This is a genomic window from Micromonospora sp. WMMD1082 (assembly GCF_029626175.1).
GTDB lineage: Bacteria > Actinomycetota > Actinomycetes > Mycobacteriales > Micromonosporaceae > Micromonospora.
Genome location: NZ_JARUBM010000002.1, coordinates 3,753,570 through 3,771,244 on the forward strand (window position 1 = coordinate 3,753,570; position 17,675 = coordinate 3,771,244).

Consider the following 17,675-nt stretch of genomic DNA (forward strand, 5'->3'; position numbering starts at 1 on the left):
GAGAAGGGGGCGGGCATGGATGCGGGGCGCAGGGTCCGAGCCGCCGCGCTGGAGTTGTTCGCCGAACGTGGCTTCCACGGCACCGGCATCCGCGACCTCGCACAACGCGCCGGCCTTTCCACCGCGACGCTTTACCACTACATGGGCACGAAGGAAGAGCTGCTCGCCGAGATTATGCGGACCAGCATGGACCTGCTTCTGCAGGCGGCTACCCGGGTCGGTGTCGATGGCGGTGCGGTCGAGCGGGTAACCCGGCTGGTCCATGTCCACGTGCTGGCCCACGCGGCCCGGCCGTTGCACACCCGGGTCGTCGACGACGAACTCCGTGCCCTCTCCGTGCCGCTGCGGGCCGAGATCATCGCGTTGCGGGACCGCTACGAACGGCTGTGGCAGGCGGCGATCGCCGCTGGTGTGGCTGACGGTGTCTTCCACCTCCGGGCCCCGGACGTGGCGCGCCGGGCTCTGCTGGAGATGTGCAGCGGTGTCGCCCGGTGGTATCACCCGGAGGGGTCGCTCGCCGTCGAGGAGATGGCCGCGCGGTACGCCGAGCTGGCGCTCAACCTGCTCGGTGTGTCCGGGCCGGCCCCCGACCTCGATATGGCCATCGCCCGGGACGCGCACCGGCTCGTTGCCGAGTTGTGGCCGGAGCCCGCCGGATAGCGCGCCGCCGGGGGAGATTTCGCGGTTTGTGGTGCTGGAGCGGCCGGCTCGTTCGCTATCGGCGATCCACCGCGTACGGGATCACCGTGCGTCGGTTCTCGTCGATGAGCAGGCGGCCGGCGGCGGGTGGCCGGGCGCGTTGGGCGCAGTCGCGGCGTTCGCAGATGCGGCAGCCCAGGCCGATCGGGGTGGCGGTGCGGGGATCGTCCAGTGCGAGGCCGTCGCTGTAGACGAGCCGGTGGGCGTGGCGGAGTTCGCAGCCGAGGGCGACGGCGAAGGTGCTGCGCGGGCTGCGGTGACCGCGCCCGCCGTGGGTGACGGTACGGGCCAGCCAGAAGTAGCGTTTGCCGTCCGGCATCTCGGCGACCTGGGTGAGGATCCGCCCGGGCGCGGCGAACGCCTCGTAGATGATCCACAGTGGGCAGGTGCCGCCGAGGCGGGAGAAGTGGAAGTCGGTGGCGGACTGCCGTTTGGAGATGTTGCCGGCGCGGTCGACGCGTAGGAAGGAGAACGGTACGCCACGCAGTGTGGGCCGTTGCAGTGTGCTGAGCCGGTGGCAGGCGGTCTCGAAGCTGACGCCGTAGTGCCCGGCGAGCAGTTCGACGTCGTAGCGCAGTTCCTCTGCCCGGGCGTGGAAGTCGCCGTAGGGCATGAGCAGCGCGCCGGCGTAGTAGTTGCCGAGGCCGATGCGCGCCAGGGCGGCGGCCGGCGGCGGCCCGAGATCGGCGGCCAGTTCGCTGATCAGGTGCCCGTGTTCGAGGAACGCCAGCTGGGTGGCCAGCTGGAACGCGCGTTGGCCGTCGGTGTAGTTGGCAGCCAGGTAGAGCACCCGGCTGGCCGGGTCGAACCGGCGTGATTCGCCGGTGGCGGGGGGAGCCGTGACGACCACCCGGACGCCGTGCTGATCGAGCAGGTATTCGCTGAGCGCCTCGGCCGTTCGGGCGGGCGTCAGCCGCAGGTGGTTGGCGAGCAGTTCGGCGGCGGTGTCCAGCGGATCGAAGTGGTTGTAGTGCGCGTAGAAGAAGTCCCGTACGGCGTCGTGTGGTTCACCGAGCACCGGTGGGACGTCGGTCGGCCCGGCGAGGGCAGCGACGCGCCCGGCGGCGTCCTGGTAACGCTGGTGCAGGGCGACCAGGGCGCGGGCGACGGCCGGATAGTCGCGGACGAGTTCGAGAACCTCCGTCGCGTCGACCGGCGTGCCGCTGGCTTCGTCGGCCAGGGCGGTACGCACGTCGGCGCTGAGTCGCTCCGCGTCGGTGTCGGCGAAGTATTCCGGGTCGACGCCGAGTACCTGGGCTAGGCGCAACAGGATCGTGGCGGTGAGGGTGCGCTGGTTGTTCTCGATCTGGTTCAGGTAGCTGGTGGAGATGTCCAGGCGGCGGGCGAGGTCGGCCTGGGTGAGGCCGTGCTCGCGGCGCAGCCGGCGCAGCTTGGCGTGCGCGTAGAGCTTCTTCCCGCTGGCCACCCGCTGCCTCCCGCCCGCCACACTCGATGCGAATATAACACTTGCAAAGTTTGCAACATTTGCAGTTCTGCTGGTGCCGGGGTGGAAAGTACGCATCTTCCGGGCCTCGACGTGGACCATCCGGGCGCGTGAGCCTGACGGGGTGACCGCCGAGCCCGAGGAGTCCCCGTTGATCGATCACCTCGTACGCGTATCGCCCAGCGCGCAGCGACTGCCCCGCGACCGGCAACTCGCCTGGGCGTTGGCCGAACTGGCCACCGCGAGTGCCCCCCTCGACGCCGACGCGGCGGCGATGGTCGCCAACCGGGTGATCGACAACGCCGCGGTGGCGATGGCCTCGCTGTCGCGGCGTCCGGTGTCGGTGGCCCGCGCACAGGCCCGACCACACACCGCGGCGCCCGGCGCCTCGATCTTCGGCGCTGACCCCACCGTTCGGGTGTCGCCGGAGTGGGCGGCCTGGGCCAACGGCACAGCCGTACGTGAGCTGGACTTCCACGACACCTACCTGGCGGCCGACTACTCCCACCCGGGAGACAACATCCCGCCGCTGCTCGCGGTCGCCCAGCACACCGGCGCCAGCGGCGCGGACCTGCTGCGGGGCCTGCTGGTCGCCTACGAGGTGCACGTGGCCCTGGTGACCGGCATCTGCCTGCACAAGCACAAGATCGACCACGTGGCGCACCTGAGCGCGGCGACCGCCTGCGGCCTGGGCGCACTGCTGCGCCTGCCCACCGAGGTGGTCTACCAGGCCATCGGCCAGGCCGTGCACACCACCACGGCCACCCGGCAGTCCCGCAAGGGCGAGATCTCCTCGTGGAAGGCGTTCGCCCCCGCGTTCGCCGGTAAGGCGGCGATCGAGGCCGTCGACCGCGCGATGCGGGGTGAGGGTGCGCCGGCGCCCATCTACGAGGGTGAGGACGGCGTCATCGCCTGGCTGCTGGACGGGCCCGATGCGGCGTACACGGTGCCGCTGCCGGCACCCGGCGAGCCGCTGCGCGGCATCCTGCGCACCTACACCAAGGAACACTCCGCCGAGTACCAGGCCCAGGCACTGATCGACCTCGCCCGCGCGATGCGGGACAAGCTGCCCGGCATCGACACCGCCGCGGGCGTGGACCGGATCGGTTCGGTCGTGTTGCACACCAGCCACCACACCCACCACGTGATCGGTTCCGGGGCCAACGACCCGCAGAAGTACGACCCGACCGCCAGCCGGGAGACGCTGGACCACTCCATCCCCTACATCCTGGCCGTGGCGTTGCAGGACGGCGCCTGGCATCACGTCCGCTCCTACGATCCGCAGCGAGCCGGCCGACCCGACACCGTCGCCCTGTGGGGCAAGATCACCACGGTCGAGGACCCGGAGTGGACCCGCCGCTACCACAGCCCGGATCCGGCGGAGAAGGCGTTCGGTGGCCGACTGGTGATCACCCTCACCGACGGCACCGTGCTGGAGGACTCCCTCGCCCTGGCCGACGCCCACCCGGACGGTGCACGGCCCTTCGACCGTCCGGCGTACGCGCGTAAGTTCACCACTCTCGCCGACGGCGTCGTCTCCGCCGACGCCCAGCAGGAGTTCCTGGACGCCGCCACCCGCCTCGCCGAGCTCACCCCACGGGAACTGCCGGCGTTGTTCCCCACGGTCGACCACACGACGATCGCGCGCGCCGACGCCGCCCTGCCGGGAGGGATCTTCCGATGACCTACCTTTACGCCCGTACCAGCGTGACCACCAAACGCGCGGCACTGCGCGCCGGTCTCGCCAGCGGCGAGTTGCTTCGGCTGCCCGGTGCGTTCAATCCGCTGACCGCTCGGCTGGTCCAGCAGACCGGGTTCGAGGGGGTGTACGTCTCCGGTGGTGCGTTGTCCGCAGCCGCCGGGCTGCCGGACATCGGGTTGACCACGCTGAGCGAGGTCACCGGCTGGGCTGCGGATATCGCCGCGAGCACCGATCTGCCGGCGTTGGTCGACGCCGACACCGGTTTCGGTGAACCACTGAACGTGGCCCGCACCATCCAGCGGTTGGAGGACGCCGGGCTGGCCGGCTGCCACCTGGAGGACCAGGTCAACCCGAAACGCTGCGGACACCTCGACGGCAAGGCGCTCATCCCGACGCAGGACATGGTGCACCGGCTGCGCGGCGCCGTAGCCGCGCGCCGCGACCCCGACTACCTGATCATGGCGCGGACCGACGCCCGGGGTGTCGAGGGCCTGGACGGTGCGATCGAGCGGGCGAAGGCGTACGTCGACGCCGGGGCGGACGCGATCTTCCCGGAGGCGCTCGCCGACGAAGCGGAGTTCGCCGCCTTCCGGTCCGCCGTCGACGTGCCGCTGCTGGCCAACATGACAGAGTTCGGCAAGGGCCCGACCCTCGACGTCGACCAGCTCCGCAACCTCGGCTACAACCTGGTCATCTACCCCGTCACCACACTGCGTCTGGCGATGGGCGCGGTCGAGGCCGGCCTGCGCCGGCTCGCCGCCGACGGCACCGCCACCGGACTGCTCGGGGCGATGATGACCCGTTCCCGGCTCTACGAGGTCATCGACTACGACGAGTACAGCCGCCTCGACGCCGACATCGCCGGGTTCACCCTGCCGCCCGACGCCTGACGTTCGCGCACGCCCACGACTCACCCCGAAGCACGGAGGACGACACCGTGAGCACCAACATCCATCGCGGCCTGGCCGGCGTCGTGGTCGACACCACCGCCATCTCCGCCGTGATCAGCGAGACCAACTCGCTGACCTACGGCGGCTACGCCGTGCAGGACCTGGCCGCCTCCCGTACCTGGGAGGAGGTGGCCTACCTGCTGTGGCACGGCGACCTGCCCGACGCCACCCAACTGGCCGACTTCCGCGCCGCCGAGGCCGCCCAGCGGTCACTGGACCGCACCGGACAGGAACTGTTGCGCAAGCTTCCCGAGACCTGCCACCCGATGGACGTGCTCCGCACCGCGGTTTCCTACCTCGGCGCCCAGGACCCGACCGAGGACCGGTCCGACCCGGCGGCCAACTACGCCAAGGCGCTGTCGCTGTTCGCCAAGCTGCCCACCGTCGTCGCCCTCGACCTGCGTCGTCGCCGTGGGCAGGACCCGATCCCGCCCGACCCGACCCTCGGTTACGCGGAGACCTTCTTCCGGATGTGCTTCGGCGAGGTGCCATCGGCCGACATGGTGCGCGCCTTCGAGACCACGATGATCCTGTACGCCGAACACAGCTTCAACGCCTCCACCTTCGCCGCCCGGGTGATCACCTCAACGCTGTCCGATCTGTACAGCGCGGTCACCGGCGCGATCGGCGCGCTGAAGGGCCCGCTGCACGGCGGGGCGAACGAAGCGGTCATGCACATGCTCGTCGAGATCGACGACCCGCACCGGGTGGACTCCTGGCTGGACGAGGCCCTCACGGCCAAGCGCAAGATCATGGGGTTCGGGCACCGGGTCTACAAGCACGGCGACTCCCGCGTCCCGATCATGCAGGCGGCCCTGGACAAGCTGATCGCCACCCACGCCGACGACCGGATCCGCCGGCTCGCCGAGGTGTACGCCAGGCTGCAGACCGCGATGCTCGACCGCAAGGGAATCCACCCCAACCTCGACTACCCCTCCGCACTGGCCTACCACCTGATGGGCTTCGACACCCCCGCCTTCACCCCGATCTTCGTGATGAGTCGGATCACCGGCTGGACCGCGCACATCACCGAGCAACTCGGCGCCAACGTGCTCATCCGCCCGCTGAGCGCCTACACCGGTCCACAACAGCGTCCCGTGCCGGCCTAACCCACCCCGCGAGGCCCACGACTTCCCCCGTCCCACCAGGACCACGACGTCCGTTTCCCACCAGGAGACGCCATGGAACAACTCACCCACTTCATCGCCGGCGAACGTGTACCGGGCACCGCCGGACGCTTCGGCGACGTGTACGACCCCAGCACGGGACAGGTTGCCCGCCAGGTGCCGATGGCCTCGGTCGAGGAGGTCCACGCCGCGCTGGCCGACGCGGCAGCCGCACAACCCGGCTGGGCCGCCACCAACCCGCAACGACGCGCCCGCGTCCTGATCCGCTGGCTGGCGCTCATCCAGCAGCGCTCCGGCGACCTCGCCGCGCTGCTCTCCGCCGAGCATGGCAAGACCATCGCCGACGCCCACGGCGACATCCAGCGCGGACTGGAGGTGGTCGAGTTCGCCATCGGCATCCCGCACCTGCTCAAGGGGGAATACACCGACTCAGCTGGCACCGGCATCGACGTCTACTCGATGCGGCAACCGCTGGGCGTCGTCGCGGGCATCACCCCGTTCAACTTCCCGGCGATGATCCCGCTATGGCAGGCCGCCCCCGCTCTGGCCTGCGGAAACGCGTTCGTCCTCAAGCCCAGCGAGCGCACCCCGTCGGTGCCGCTGCACCTGGCCGCGCTGTTTGTCGAGGCTGGCGGCCCGCCCGGGGTGTTCAACGTGGTCAACGGTGACGGCGACGCTGCCGCTCCGTTGCTGACCGACCCGCGGGTACAGGCCGTCGGATTCGTCGGCTCGTCGGTGGCCGCGCAACACGTCTACGCCACGTCCACCGCGCACGGCAAGCGCGCGCAGTGCTTCGGAGGCGCGAAGAACCACGCCGTGGTGATGCCCGACGCCGACCTGGACCAGGTCGTTGACGCGCTGGTCGGTGCCGCGTACGGCTCCGCCGGGGAACGCTGTATGGCGGTCTCCGTGGCGGTGCCGGTGGGGGAGGCCACCGCCGACGCGCTCGTCGCCCGTCTCATCGACAGGATCCGCGGTTTGCGGGTCGGTGCCGCACACGACCCGGAGGCCGACTTCGGACCCCTGGTCACCGACGCCGCCCGCCGCCGGGTCGCCGACCTCATCGCCGCCGGAGTGGCCGAGGGAGCGCAGCTCGTCCTCGACGGCCGTGGGCACACCGTCGACACGCACCCGGACGGCTTCTATCTCGGGCCGTCGCTCTTCGACCGGGTGACCCCGCAGATGTCGATCTACCGCGAGGAGATCTTCGGGCCCGTGCTGTGCGTCGCCCGGGCGACGGACTACGAATCGGCGATCCGGTTGTGTGACGAGAATCCCTACGGCAACGGGGTGGCGATCTTCACCCGGGACGGTGACACCGCTCGCGACTTCGCCCAGCGGGTGCAGGTCGGCATGGTCGGCGTCAACGTGCCGATCCCGGTGCCGATCGCCTACCACACCTTCGGCGGCTGGAAGGCGTCCGGCTTCGGCGACCTCAACCAGCACGGTCCGGACTCGATTCGCTTCCACACCCGTACCAAGACCGTCACCTCACGCTGGCTGTCCCATGGGGTACGGGACGGGGCCAGCTTCGTCATCCCCACGATGAGCTGAGGCGCCATGCAGCTGACCGACGACCAACTGGCGCTGCGTGACACCGTGGCCGACTTCGCCGCCACCCACCTGGCGCCGCACGCGGTGCGATGGGACCAGGACAAGCACTTCCCGGTCGACGTGCTGCGCAAGGCCGCCGAGCTGGGGCTCGGCGGGGTGTACGTGCGGGAGTCTCACGGCGGCAGCGGCCTCGGCCGGCGCGACGGTGTCGTCGTCTTTGAGGCACTCGCCACCGGATGCCCGTCGCTGGCCGCCTACACCTCGATCCACAACATGGTCGCCGCCATGGTCGACCGGCACGGCGGCGAAGCACAGCGGGCCGCCTACCTACCCCGCCTGTGCACGATGGAGATGCTGGGCTCGTACTGCCTGACCGAGCCCGGGGCCGGCAGCGATGCCGCCGCGATCGGCACCACCGCCCGCCGCGACGGCGACGAGTGGGTGCTCGACGGGGTGAAGCAGTTCATCTCCGGCGCCGGTGCGGCGGGCCTGTACGTCGTCTTCGCCCGCACCGGCGCGCCCGGCCCCAACGGCATCTCAGCGTTTCTCGTCGATGCCGGCATTCCGGGGCTGGCCTTCGGCCCCAACGAAGCGAAGATGGGCTGGAACGCCCAGCCCACCCGGCAAGTGATCCTCGACGGCGTCCGGTTGCCCACGACCGCGCTGCTCGGCGCCGAGAACGGCGGCTTCGCGATCGCAATGGCCGCTCTCGACGGTGGACGGCTCAACATCGGTGCGTGTTCCCTCGGCGGCGCACAGTACGCCCTGAACCGGGCGAGGAGCTACCTGCGCGACCGGCACGCCTTCGGTGCCCCGCTGGCCCACGCGCAGGCCCTGCGCTTCCGTGTCGCGGACGCCCACACACTGCTCGCCGCCGCTCGGCTGTTGCTCCACCAGGCCGCTGACGCGCTCGACAGTGACGCTCCGGACGCCACCGCCAGCTGCGCCATGGCCAAACGGCTGGCCACCGACACCGGATTCGACGTGGCCAACACCGCCCTCCAACTGCACGGCGGCTACGGCTACCTCAGCGAGACCGGCATCGAAAAGGTCGTCCGCGACCTGCGCGTCCACCAGATCCTCGAGGGGACCAACGAAATCATGCGGCTGATCATCGCCCGCAGCCTGCTCGACGAACGGAACGCGGCATGAGCGCGCCACCGGTCATCGCCCGGCTGACCGGCCACCTCGGGCACCTGACCCTGAACCGGCCAGCCGCGATCAACGCCCTCACCGCCGAGATGGTCACCATCATCCGGCACACCCTGGCACTGTGGGCTGCCTCCGACCGCGTCCGTACCGTCCTGGTCACCGGCGCGGGCGGCCGTGGCCTGTGCGCGGGCGGCGACATCCGTGCCATCCACGCCGACGCCGTCTCCGGCGGCACCGGCTCACTGGACTTCTGGGCCGACGAGTACCGGCTCAACGCCACCATCGCCGCCTACCCGAAGCCGATCGTGGCCTGGATGGACGGACTGGTCATGGGCGGTGGTATCGGTATCTCCGGGCACGCCGCGCTGCGGGTGGTGACGCAGCGGTCCCGGCTTGCCATGCCCGAGGTGGGCATCGGCTTCCACCCCGACGTCGGCGGATCGTGGCTGCTCTCTCACGCACCCGGCCAACTCGGCACCCACCTCGCCCTCACCGGCACCCCGATCGGCGCCGCCGACGCCATCGCCGCTGGTCTCGCCGACCACTACATTCCGTCCGAGCGGCTGCCCTACCTGAGGCTCGCGCTGGCCCGCCGCGACGCCGCCGGCGCCGTCGCCTCGTTCGCCACCGCACCCCCTGAATCCGACCTCACCGCGGCGCGCGGCTGGATCGACGACTGCTACTCCGGCGACACCATGGACGGCATCGTCGAGCGACTCGCCCGCCATCCCGACGCCGATGCGCGCGCCGCGGCCGAGACGATCGCTACCCGATCACCCACCTCGCTGGCCGTCACACTCCGCTCGCTGCGAAGCGCGGCGCGCCTGCCGGACCTGCCCGCAGCGCTGGCCCAGGAGTACCGGCTGTCCGCCGCGCTGCTGCGGCTGCCCGACCTCGCCGAAGGCATCCGCGCCCAGATCATCGACAAGGATCGGCAACCCCGCTGGCAACCGGCGACCGTCGCCGATGTGCCGCCAGAACTCGTGGACGCCTGTATCGCCCCGATCGACAACCCGCCGGACCTGCGCGTGGAGGGACAGAAATGATCGCGTTCCTGGGACTGGGCAACATGGGCGGTCCGATGGCCGCCAACCTCGTCACCGCCGGCCACCAGGTCATCGGATACGACCCGGCACCCACCGCCGTCGAGCGGGTAGCCGCACGCGGCGTCACCGTGGCCGACAGCGCCGCAGCGGCGGTACGCGGCGCCGACACGGTGATCACGATGCTCCCGACGGGACAACACCTGGCCGAGTGCTACGACACGGTGCTCGACACCGCCGCCCCCGGCGCACTGCTGCTGGACTGCTCCACCGTCGCCGTCAACGACGCGCAGGCGGTCGCCGCCCGGGCCGCCGAGGCAGGTTTCGCGCCACTGGACGCGCCCGTCTCCGGCGGCGTCGCCGGTGCCACCGCCGGCACCCTCACCTTCATGGTCGGCGGTGACGCTGCCGCCCTGCAACGAGCCCGCCCGCTGCTGAAGGTGATGGGCTCCCGGATCATCCACTGCGGCGCGGCCGGTGCCGGCCAAGCCGCGAAGATCTGCAACAACATGGTGCTCGGGATCTCCATGATCGCAGTGTCCGAGGCATTCCTGCTCGGCCGGTCGCTGGGCCTGAACGACCAAGCGTTGTTCGACGTGGCGTCGACCTCGTCGGCCCAGTGCTGGGCGTTGACCAGCTACTGCCCGGTGCCCGGACCGGTGCCAACCAGCCCGGCCAACCGCGGCTACGAGGGCGGCTTCTCCGCCGTGCTGATGCGCAAGGACCTCCACCTGGCGCAGACCAGCGCAGCGCGAACCGACGTCGACACCCCGCTCGGGGCCGCTGCCGCCGCCCTCTACGACCAGTTCGTCGCCGCAGGCAACGGCGAACTGGACTTCTCCGCGATCATCACCGCCCTCGCCACCCACCCGCGCACCCCGGAGGCAGCCTCATGACCGACGAGCACACCATCGTGGTCGACATCGACCACCCCGGCGTCGCGGTGATCACCCTGAACCGCCCGCACGCGCTCAACGCCCTGTCGCTTCAGGTCATGCGGGACCTGACCGCAGCCGCCGCATCGCTGGACGCCGACCCCACCGTCAAGGCCATCGTCATCACCGGCTCGGCCAAGGCGTTCGCCGCCGGCGCCGATATCAAGGAAATGGCCGACCGCACCTACAGCGAGATGTACGCCGCCGACTGGTTCGGCGGATGGTCGGCACTGAGCGCCGTACGCACCCCGCTGATCGCCGCCGTCGCCGGCTACGCACTCGGCGGAGGCTGCGAACTGGCGATGATGTGCGACATCCTCATCGCCGCCGACACCGCACGCTTCGGCCAACCGGAGATCACCCTCGGCGTGATCCCCGGAATGGGCGGATCACAACGCCTGACCCGGGCCATCGGCAAAGCCAAGGCCATGGATCTCTGCCTGACCGGGCGGGCGATCACCGCCGACGAGGCCGAACGCGCCGGCCTGGTCTCCCGCGTCGTTCCCGCCGAACAACTACTCGAACAGGCACTCCAGGTCGCCACGCGGATCGCCAGCATGTCCGCGCCAGCCGCCCGCATGGTCAAGGAAGCGGTCAACCGCTCCTTCGAAGTCACCCTGGCCGAAGGCCTGCTGCACGAGCGACGGCTGTTCCACGCCACCTTCGCCACCGACGACCAGACCGAGGGCATGGCCGCCTTCATCGCCAAACGCCCGCCACTGTTCACAGATCGGTAGCTAGGTGGCCATCCGCCTCTGAGCGAGAGCCGGCGCCTCTCGTCACCTGTCGCTGCTGGTCAGCGAGGACGCGATCCGTTGGTGAGCCACTTGGTGGACACCGTCTCCACGGCGCTGTAAGCCAACATGCCGATGCCGGCGTCCCCGAGGAGTTGGGCCCGCGCCGAGTGGGAACCCGAGCCGGGTCCGATGGCGGCGTTCAACTGGTGATCGACGGGGCCGGGGCGGCGCGCCAGTACCCGCAGAAGTAGACGCGCTCCTTGGCCATGCCGCGGTCCTGCACGAGGTGTCGGCGTACTGAGGTGACCATGCTGGACTCGCCGGCGACAAAGGCATAAGGGGTGCCCACGGGCAACTCGGATCCGCGCAGGGTGCGCAGCGCGATGTCGCTCCGCCCGGCCGCCTCCGCGCCCCGGTGCAACCAGGTGAGGCGGGCTCCGTCGGGGAGGGCGATCGGCATCTCGTCCGTGGCGTCGCCGACCTCCAGCAGCACCACGGCGGGGATACGGGACGGCAGCGCCTCGACGGTCGCGGCGATCGCCGGCAGGGCGGTCTCGTCGCCGATGAGCAGCTGCCAGACGGTGTCGGGCGGTGGAGCGTACTCCGCGCCGTCGCTGAGCACGCCGATCTGGTCACCGACGGCCGCGGAGGCGGCCCACGACGAGCCGGGGCCGGTGTCACCGTGCAGGACGAAGTCGATGTCCATCTCGCGCCGGGCCTCGTCGAGCCGGCGCACCGTGTAGTTGCGGACGATCGGCCGGACCTCCGCCGGCATCGCCTGCACCGCTGGCCACCAGCTGTCGGCGCCATCGGGTAGGCGCAGCTCGGCACCGGGCTCCGGCGGGAGGAACACCCGGACTAGGTGGTCTGGTCCGTCGTAGCCGAACGTGTCCAGCTCGGCTCCGGTGAGGGTGATGCGGACCAGTCGTGGCGTCAGTTTCCGGGTGGCGAGAACCCGCGCCGGCATGGGCCGCCGGACGCGGGCGGGTGATGTGGCGGTGTCAGCCGTCATGGTCCTCCGGTCCTCCCGCTCGACTGAACTTAGGTTAGCCTATGCTCACTTCAGCTGGGCGGATGCGGTGGCGGGAGAACCTGTGCAACTGGTGGACGGTGCGGCGGACGTCGCGGCACCGCAGCGGCGCGCCGCTGCCCGACCGGCCACCCGCCATTCGCTACCCCTGCTCTCCGGGCTGGTCGTCGCCGTGGCGGTGCTCGCCACCGTCGCGATCGCCAGCGTCTCGGTCGGCGCCAAACCGATCGGGGCCGGCGACGTGTTCGCCAGCCTGCTCGCGTACGACCCGGCCGACGGTGACCACCTCGTGGTGCGCACGCTGCGGGTGCCCCGGACGGTGGTGGGGCTCCTCGCCGGCATGGCCCTCGGGCTCTCCGGCGCGATCATGCAAGGGCTGACCCGCAACCCGCTCGCCGATCCCGGGCTGCTCGGCGTCAACGCGGGCGCGGCGCTGTTCGTGGTGACCGGCATCAGCCTCTTCGGTGTCACGACCCTGACCGGGTACGTGTGGTTCGCCTTCGTGGGAGCGGCGGTGACCGCGGTCGTGGTGTACGGCATCGCGGCCTTCGGTCGCGACGGTGCCACCCCGGTCAAGCTGGCACTGGCCGGTGCCGCGGTCAGTGCGGCACTCGCCTCGGTCACCACCGCCCTGCTGCTCACCGACACCGACGCGTTCGACCACTTCCGGCTCTGGCAGGTCGGCTCGCTCGCCGGTCGCGGTACCGACCTGGCCGGGCAGGCGCTGCCGTTCATGCTGGCCGGGGTGCTGCTCGCGCTGCCGTGTGGCCGGCTGCTCAACACGCTCTCCCTCGGCGACGACGTGGCGCGGGGGCTCGGGCAGAACGTGGCGGCCACCCGCGTGCTCGGCGCGCTCTGCGTGGTCGTGCTCTGCGGCACGGCCACCGCACTGGCCGGGCCGGTCGCCTTCGTCGGGCTGGCCGTGCCGCACGTGGCCCGGCTGATCACCGGCCCGGACTACCGCTGGATCCTGCCGTACGCCATGGTGCTGGCACCGACCCTGCTGCTGGCCGCGGACGTCGTCGGCCGGGTGCTGGCCCGCCCGGCGGAGGTGCAGGTCGGCGTGGTGACCGCGGTGATCGGCGCGCCGGCGTTCATCGCCCTGGTGCGGCGGCGGAAGCTGGCCGAACTGTGACCCGGCCGGCACCGACGACCAGCTCACCACCGCCCCGACCGGGCCCCGCCGACACCGTTGCGGCTGCCGCCCGGGCCGTGGTACGCGCCACCCGGCGTCGCGGCCGGGCCCGCAGCGCCGGGGTCACCATCACCCTGGCGGTGGTCGCCGCCGCGCTCTTCTGCACCGCCCTGGCCGTGGGCGCGGTGGCCATCCCGCTGCCGGATGTCCTGGACACCCTGTTCGCGGAGGGCAGCCGGCGCGACGAGTTCGTCATCAGCGACGTGCGGCTGCCCCGGGTCCTGACCGGCCTGCTCGCCGGCGCGGCGTTCGGGCTCTCCGGCGCGATCTTCCAGAGCCTGGTGCGTAACCCGCTCGCCAGCCCGGACATCATCGGGATCACCATGGGCGCGAGCGCCGCCGCGGTTGTCTGCATCATCGTGTTCGGCGTGGTCGGTGCCGTCGTGTCGGTCAGCGCGTTCGCCGGTGCGCTCGGTACCGCCGCCCTGATCTACCTGCTGGCCTGGCGGGACGGGATCACCGGATACCGGCTGGTGCTGGTCGGTATCGGGGTGGCCGCGGTGCTCGCCAGCGTGGTGTCGTACCTGATGTCGCGGGCCGAGATCACCAGCGCGCAGCAGGCCCTAGTCTGGCTGACCGGCAGCCTCAACGCCCGTTCCTGGGCACACGTGCAACCCCTCGCCCTGACCATGGCCGTCCTGCTGCCCTGCGCGTTGGGCCTGTCGCGCGAGTTGGACGTGCTGCGTCTCGGCGACGCGACCGCGGTCGGGCTGGGGGCCCGGGTGGAGCGGTTGCGGCTGGCCATCCTGCTGACCGGGGTGGCACTCGCCGCCGTCGCGACCGCGGCGGCCGGCCCGGTGCCGTTCGTGGCGTTCGTCGCCGCCCCGATCGCGCGGCGGCTGGTCCGCGACCGGGGGCCGGCGCTGCTGCCGGCGGCGCTCACCGGCGCGACCATCATGGTTGCCGCGGACCTGACCGCCCAGCATGTGCTCGGCTCCGGGCAGTTCCCGGTCGGCGTGGTGACCGGCGTCGTCGGCGCGCCGTACCTGCTGTGGCTGCTGGCGACCGCCAACCGGGCGGGGCGCGGTGGATGAGGGGAGGAGACGGGTGAACCTCGCCCCCGACGGACCGGTCGGCCTGGGCGCCCGGGAGGTGACCCTCGGGTACGGCGACCGTGCGGTGGTCCGGCGGCTGAGCGTCGATATCCCGGCCGAACGCATCACCGTCATCGTCGGGCCGAACGCCTGCGGCAAGTCCACCCTGCTGCGTGGGCTCGCCCGCCTGCTGGCACCGGCGGGCGGCGCCGTGTACCTCGACGGTCGGGACATCCACACCATGCCGACCCGGCAGGTGGCCACCAGGCTCGGCATTCTGCCGCAGCATCCGGTCGCGCCGGAGGGGATCACCGTGGCCGACCTGGTCGGCCGGGGTCGCTATCCGCACCAGGGCTGGTTCCGTCGGTGGACCGTGACGGACGACGACGCGGTCGCGGCGGCGTTGCAGGCCACCGGCACCCTGGATCTGGTCGGTCGGCCGGTCGACGAGCTGTCCGGCGGGCAGCGGCAGCGGGTCTGGATCGCCATGGCACTCGCCCAGCGGACCCGCGTCCTGCTGCTCGACGAGCCCACCACCTACCTGGACGTGACCCACCAGGTGGAGGTGCTGGACCTGCTGACCGACCTCAACCGGCAGCGTGGGGTCACCATCCTGCTGGTGCTGCACGACCTGAATCTGGCCTGCCGGTACGCCGACCACCTGGTCGCCATGAAGGACGGCGTGCTGGTGGCGGAGGGACCTCCGGAGCAGGTGATCACCTCCGCGATCGTGTCGGAGGTGTTCGGCCTGGACAACCTGGTCGTCGCGGACCCGGTCTCCGGCACGCCGATGGTCGTGCCGGTCGGCCGTTACCACGGCGGCCACGCGGCACCGACACCACGAAATCCGATGATCGCTTCGTTCACCGTGCCACCCGGTGCGGAGAAAGGTTGACCCATGACCCTGCTCCTGGACCGGCCCACCCCGGTCACCGCCCTGCCCGCGCTCGACACCGCTGGCTCTACCGCTCTGGCGGACCTGTTCCGTCTCGCCACGGCGGGCCCGGCCGGCGGGCTGCCCCGCCGCGGCTTCCTCGCCGGTGGCCTCGGTGTGGCCGGCACACTGCTGCTCGGCGCCTGCGGCGACGACAGCGAGCGCACCCCCGACGCCGGCGGGTCGCCCGGGCAGCGGCAGGTGCAGACGGACAAGGGCGAGGTCACCGTGCCGGCCAACCCGGCCCGGGTGGTCTGCGCCGACTACTACGGCGCCTTCGCCGTCGTCGACCTCGGGCTGGTTCCGGTCGGCGTGAGCGGCGGTGGGTACGACGGCACCGGCGACACGTACGCCCCGAAGCTGGCCGAGACGCCGGTGGTCGGCGACTGGACCGAGCCGGACGTGGAGAAGGTCGCCGGCGCCGAGCCGGATCTGATCCTGCGCACCATCGACACTCCGGACGACCTGTACGACCAGCTCAGCAGGATCGCCCCCACGGTGGTGATCTCCTTCCAGCAGCTCAGCCTGCTCGAGGTGGCCAGCCGCATCGGTGAGGTGCTCGGCCGCGGCCAGCAGGCCGACGAACTGCTCAGCCGGTACCGGAGCCACACCAGCGGAATCAAGCAGAAGCACCAGGCCGTACTCGACCGGTACACCTTCACCTTCGTCCAGGTCGCCTCGGACACCACCTTCTGGACCCTCGGGCCGAAGTGGACCGACACCACCGTGCTGGTCGACAGCGGGCTGCGGCTCGCCGAGCCGGCCAACTCCCAGCCGGAGCCGACGAAGGAGTACTCGATGGAGCAGATCGGGATCCTGGAGCCCACCGGAGTGTTGCTCATTCCGTCCGGCCCCGACGGCGTGACACCGGCTCCGGACAGCGCGGCCCTGACCGACAGCGCGCTGTGGAAGCAACTGCCCGCGGTCCGGGCCGGGCGGGTGTACCCGATCCTGTCCGGCGCCGCATCGCTCGGCACCGGCCTGGAACTGACGGAGCGGATCGACACCGTGCTGACCGAACTCACGACGGCCGGCTAAGAGTGCAGAGTCGCGTACACCATCAAGTCACAACGGCATCGACTTCCGTAAGTTCCGTTGGCGACCAAGCGGCCGATTCCGGAGCCGGTCCCCGGTGCTGGCTCGGCGAGCATCCCTTCGCGCGCTGACGGCGTGACGCGCCGCTGCGTGCTGCGGTTGGCGGCTTGACTTGAACGATGGTTGAAGTCCTATCTTGACCTGCGACGACCACACGGAGAGGCGGTGCTACGTGCCGGACGACGCGGGGTTCTACTCGATCATCGACTACACGGTTGACGGGCCGCAGAGCCAGCACGAGCTGATCGAGGCGTTCGCGGAGATCCAGGAGCGCCGCGTGCGCCACTACCCCGGCTATCGCTCGGCCCGACTGCTCGCCAGCCAGGACGGCACGCGCGTGTACAACGTCGTGGCGTGGCAGAGCGAGGCGCACTGGCGCCATTTCGACAAAACCGACGACCTGCAGGAGCGCCAAGCCGACATCGACCGCGCCGTCGACGGTATCTCCGGAACGGCCACTCCCCGCATGACCAACACCCCGCGCTACGACCTCGTGCGCGAAGTGCTGCCCCCGAAGGCCGGCTGATGCGCACGCAAGTGTTCGTCGACATCATCTGCCCGTGGTGCTATATCGGCCTGCGTCGACTTGAGCAGACGCTCGCCCAGCTTCCCACTGGCCACCGGGTCGAGATCGAGTGGCGCAGCTACGAGCTGGGCCAGACGAACACCGAGCCCGGACCGACCGCCGCCGAAGCGCTTGCCACGATGTGGGGCGAGCGCGCAACCGAGCGCCTGCACCAGATCACGGACCTGGGCGCGCAGGTCGGGCTCGACCTGCGCCTCGACCTCGCAACGATGGATTCGCTGTTCGAGTTGTCGTCGATGCCGGCGACCGCGACCAGGTCGCCGCGACCCTCGCCTACGCGCTGGGTCCGTCCGGCAGCACCGGTGTCGTGCTCTGGCTGCACGCTGTGCCCGTGAACGGCACGGGCTGATCGCTCCTCGGCGTGGGACAGTCGGTCGTGGTGGTGTCGGCGGCTGACCCGTCCGGGTGAAATCCCGACGATGACGGGCACCAGCGCATTGCCGCTTGCGGATGTGACT

The 17,675-nt window shown here is 71.1% G+C and carries 17 protein-coding genes; 15 read left to right on the plus strand and 2 right to left on the minus strand.

The genetic code is table 11. From position 1 onward, the window contains the following. Positions 1–15 precede the first annotated feature (15 nt). A complete protein-coding gene (locus O7615_RS17375; protein ID WP_278178719.1) occupies positions 16–660 on the plus strand; it encodes a TetR/AcrR family transcriptional regulator in 645 nt (214 codons plus the stop codon). 55 nt (positions 661–715) lie between these two features. Here the strand turns inward: O7615_RS17375 and O7615_RS17380 are convergent, their stop codons facing one another. After that, entirely contained in the window at positions 716–2,125 is a 1,410-nt protein-coding gene (locus O7615_RS17380) for a short-chain fatty acyl-CoA regulator family protein (protein ID WP_278178720.1), read from the minus strand. 142 nt (positions 2,126–2,267) lie between these two features. On the opposite strand from O7615_RS17380, the gene O7615_RS17385 reads away from it, so the two are divergent. The 8 genes from O7615_RS17385 (at position 2,268) to O7615_RS17420 (ending at position 11,343) form a co-directional block, all read left to right on the plus strand. Next, positions 2,268–3,827 (plus strand): MmgE/PrpD family protein, encoded by a 1,560-nt coding sequence (locus O7615_RS17385; RefSeq protein ID WP_278178721.1) that lies wholly within the window; start codon positions 2,268–2,270, stop codon positions 3,825–3,827. After that, positions 3,824–4,735, plus strand: coding sequence for a methylisocitrate lyase (gene prpB / locus O7615_RS17390; RefSeq protein WP_278178722.1), 912 nt, complete (start codon positions 3,824–3,826; stop codon positions 4,733–4,735). Before O7615_RS17385 ends, prpB begins: the two co-directional genes overlap by 4 nt. Positions 4,736–4,782: 47 nt before the next feature. Then, positions 4,783–5,904, plus strand: a complete 1,122-nt coding sequence (locus tag O7615_RS17395; RefSeq protein ID WP_278178724.1) for a bifunctional 2-methylcitrate synthase/citrate synthase — start codon at positions 4,783–4,785, stop codon at positions 5,902–5,904. A gap of 72 nt (positions 5,905–5,976) precedes the next feature. Continuing rightward, positions 5,977–7,476, plus strand: coding sequence for a CoA-acylating methylmalonate-semialdehyde dehydrogenase (locus O7615_RS17400; protein WP_278178725.1), 1,500 nt, complete (start codon positions 5,977–5,979; stop codon positions 7,474–7,476). 6 nt (positions 7,477–7,482) lie between these two features. Next, positions 7,483–8,628, plus strand: coding sequence for an acyl-CoA dehydrogenase family protein (locus tag O7615_RS17405; protein ID WP_278178727.1), 1,146 nt, complete (start codon positions 7,483–7,485; stop codon positions 8,626–8,628). Next, complete coding sequence (locus O7615_RS17410) at positions 8,625–9,674, plus strand: enoyl-CoA hydratase/isomerase family protein (RefSeq protein ID WP_278178728.1); 1,050 nt, start codon at positions 8,625–8,627, stop codon at positions 9,672–9,674. The genes O7615_RS17405 and O7615_RS17410 overlap by 4 nt, the downstream gene beginning before the upstream one ends. Beyond that, entirely contained in the window at positions 9,671–10,567 is an 897-nt protein-coding gene (gene mmsB, locus O7615_RS17415) for a 3-hydroxyisobutyrate dehydrogenase (protein WP_278178729.1), read from the plus strand. The genes O7615_RS17410 and mmsB overlap by 4 nt, the downstream gene beginning before the upstream one ends. Next, positions 10,564–11,343, plus strand: a complete 780-nt coding sequence (locus O7615_RS17420) for an enoyl-CoA hydratase (protein ID WP_278178730.1) — start codon at positions 10,564–10,566, stop codon at positions 11,341–11,343. Before mmsB ends, O7615_RS17420 begins: the two co-directional genes overlap by 4 nt. A 199-nt stretch (positions 11,344–11,542) precedes the next feature. Here the strand turns inward: O7615_RS17420 and O7615_RS17425 are convergent, their stop codons facing one another. After that, positions 11,543–12,355, minus strand: a complete 813-nt coding sequence (locus O7615_RS17425; RefSeq protein WP_278178731.1) for a siderophore-interacting protein — start codon at positions 12,353–12,355, stop codon at positions 11,543–11,545. Between the two features lie 82 nt (positions 12,356–12,437). Here O7615_RS17425 and O7615_RS17430 point away from each other — a divergent pair, with 82 nt between their 5' ends. From O7615_RS17430 to O7615_RS17455, 6 genes are all read left to right on the plus strand, one after another. Continuing rightward, entirely contained in the window at positions 12,438–13,508 is a 1,071-nt protein-coding gene (locus O7615_RS17430) for an iron chelate uptake ABC transporter family permease subunit (protein ID WP_278178732.1), read from the plus strand. Further along, complete coding sequence (locus O7615_RS17435; protein WP_278178733.1) at positions 13,505–14,602, plus strand: iron chelate uptake ABC transporter family permease subunit; 1,098 nt, start codon at positions 13,505–13,507, stop codon at positions 14,600–14,602. Before O7615_RS17430 ends, O7615_RS17435 begins: the two co-directional genes overlap by 4 nt. Positions 14,603–14,660: 58 nt before the next feature. Then, positions 14,661–15,497, plus strand: coding sequence for an ABC transporter ATP-binding protein (locus O7615_RS17440; protein ID WP_278182128.1), 837 nt, complete (start codon positions 14,661–14,663; stop codon positions 15,495–15,497). A gap of 3 nt (positions 15,498–15,500) precedes the next feature. After that, on the plus strand, positions 15,501–16,574 hold the full coding sequence (locus tag O7615_RS17445; protein WP_278178735.1) for an ABC transporter substrate-binding protein: 1,074 nt from the start codon (positions 15,501–15,503) through the stop codon (positions 16,572–16,574). 229 nt (positions 16,575–16,803) lie between these two features. Next, entirely contained in the window at positions 16,804–17,157 is a 354-nt protein-coding gene (locus tag O7615_RS17450; protein ID WP_278178736.1) for an antibiotic biosynthesis monooxygenase, read from the plus strand. Continuing rightward, positions 17,157–17,552 (plus strand): DsbA family protein, encoded by a 396-nt coding sequence (locus O7615_RS17455; protein ID WP_278178737.1) that lies wholly within the window; start codon positions 17,157–17,159, stop codon positions 17,550–17,552. The genes O7615_RS17450 and O7615_RS17455 overlap by 1 nt, the downstream gene beginning before the upstream one ends. The last annotated feature ends 123 nt before the right edge of the window (positions 17,553–17,675 follow it).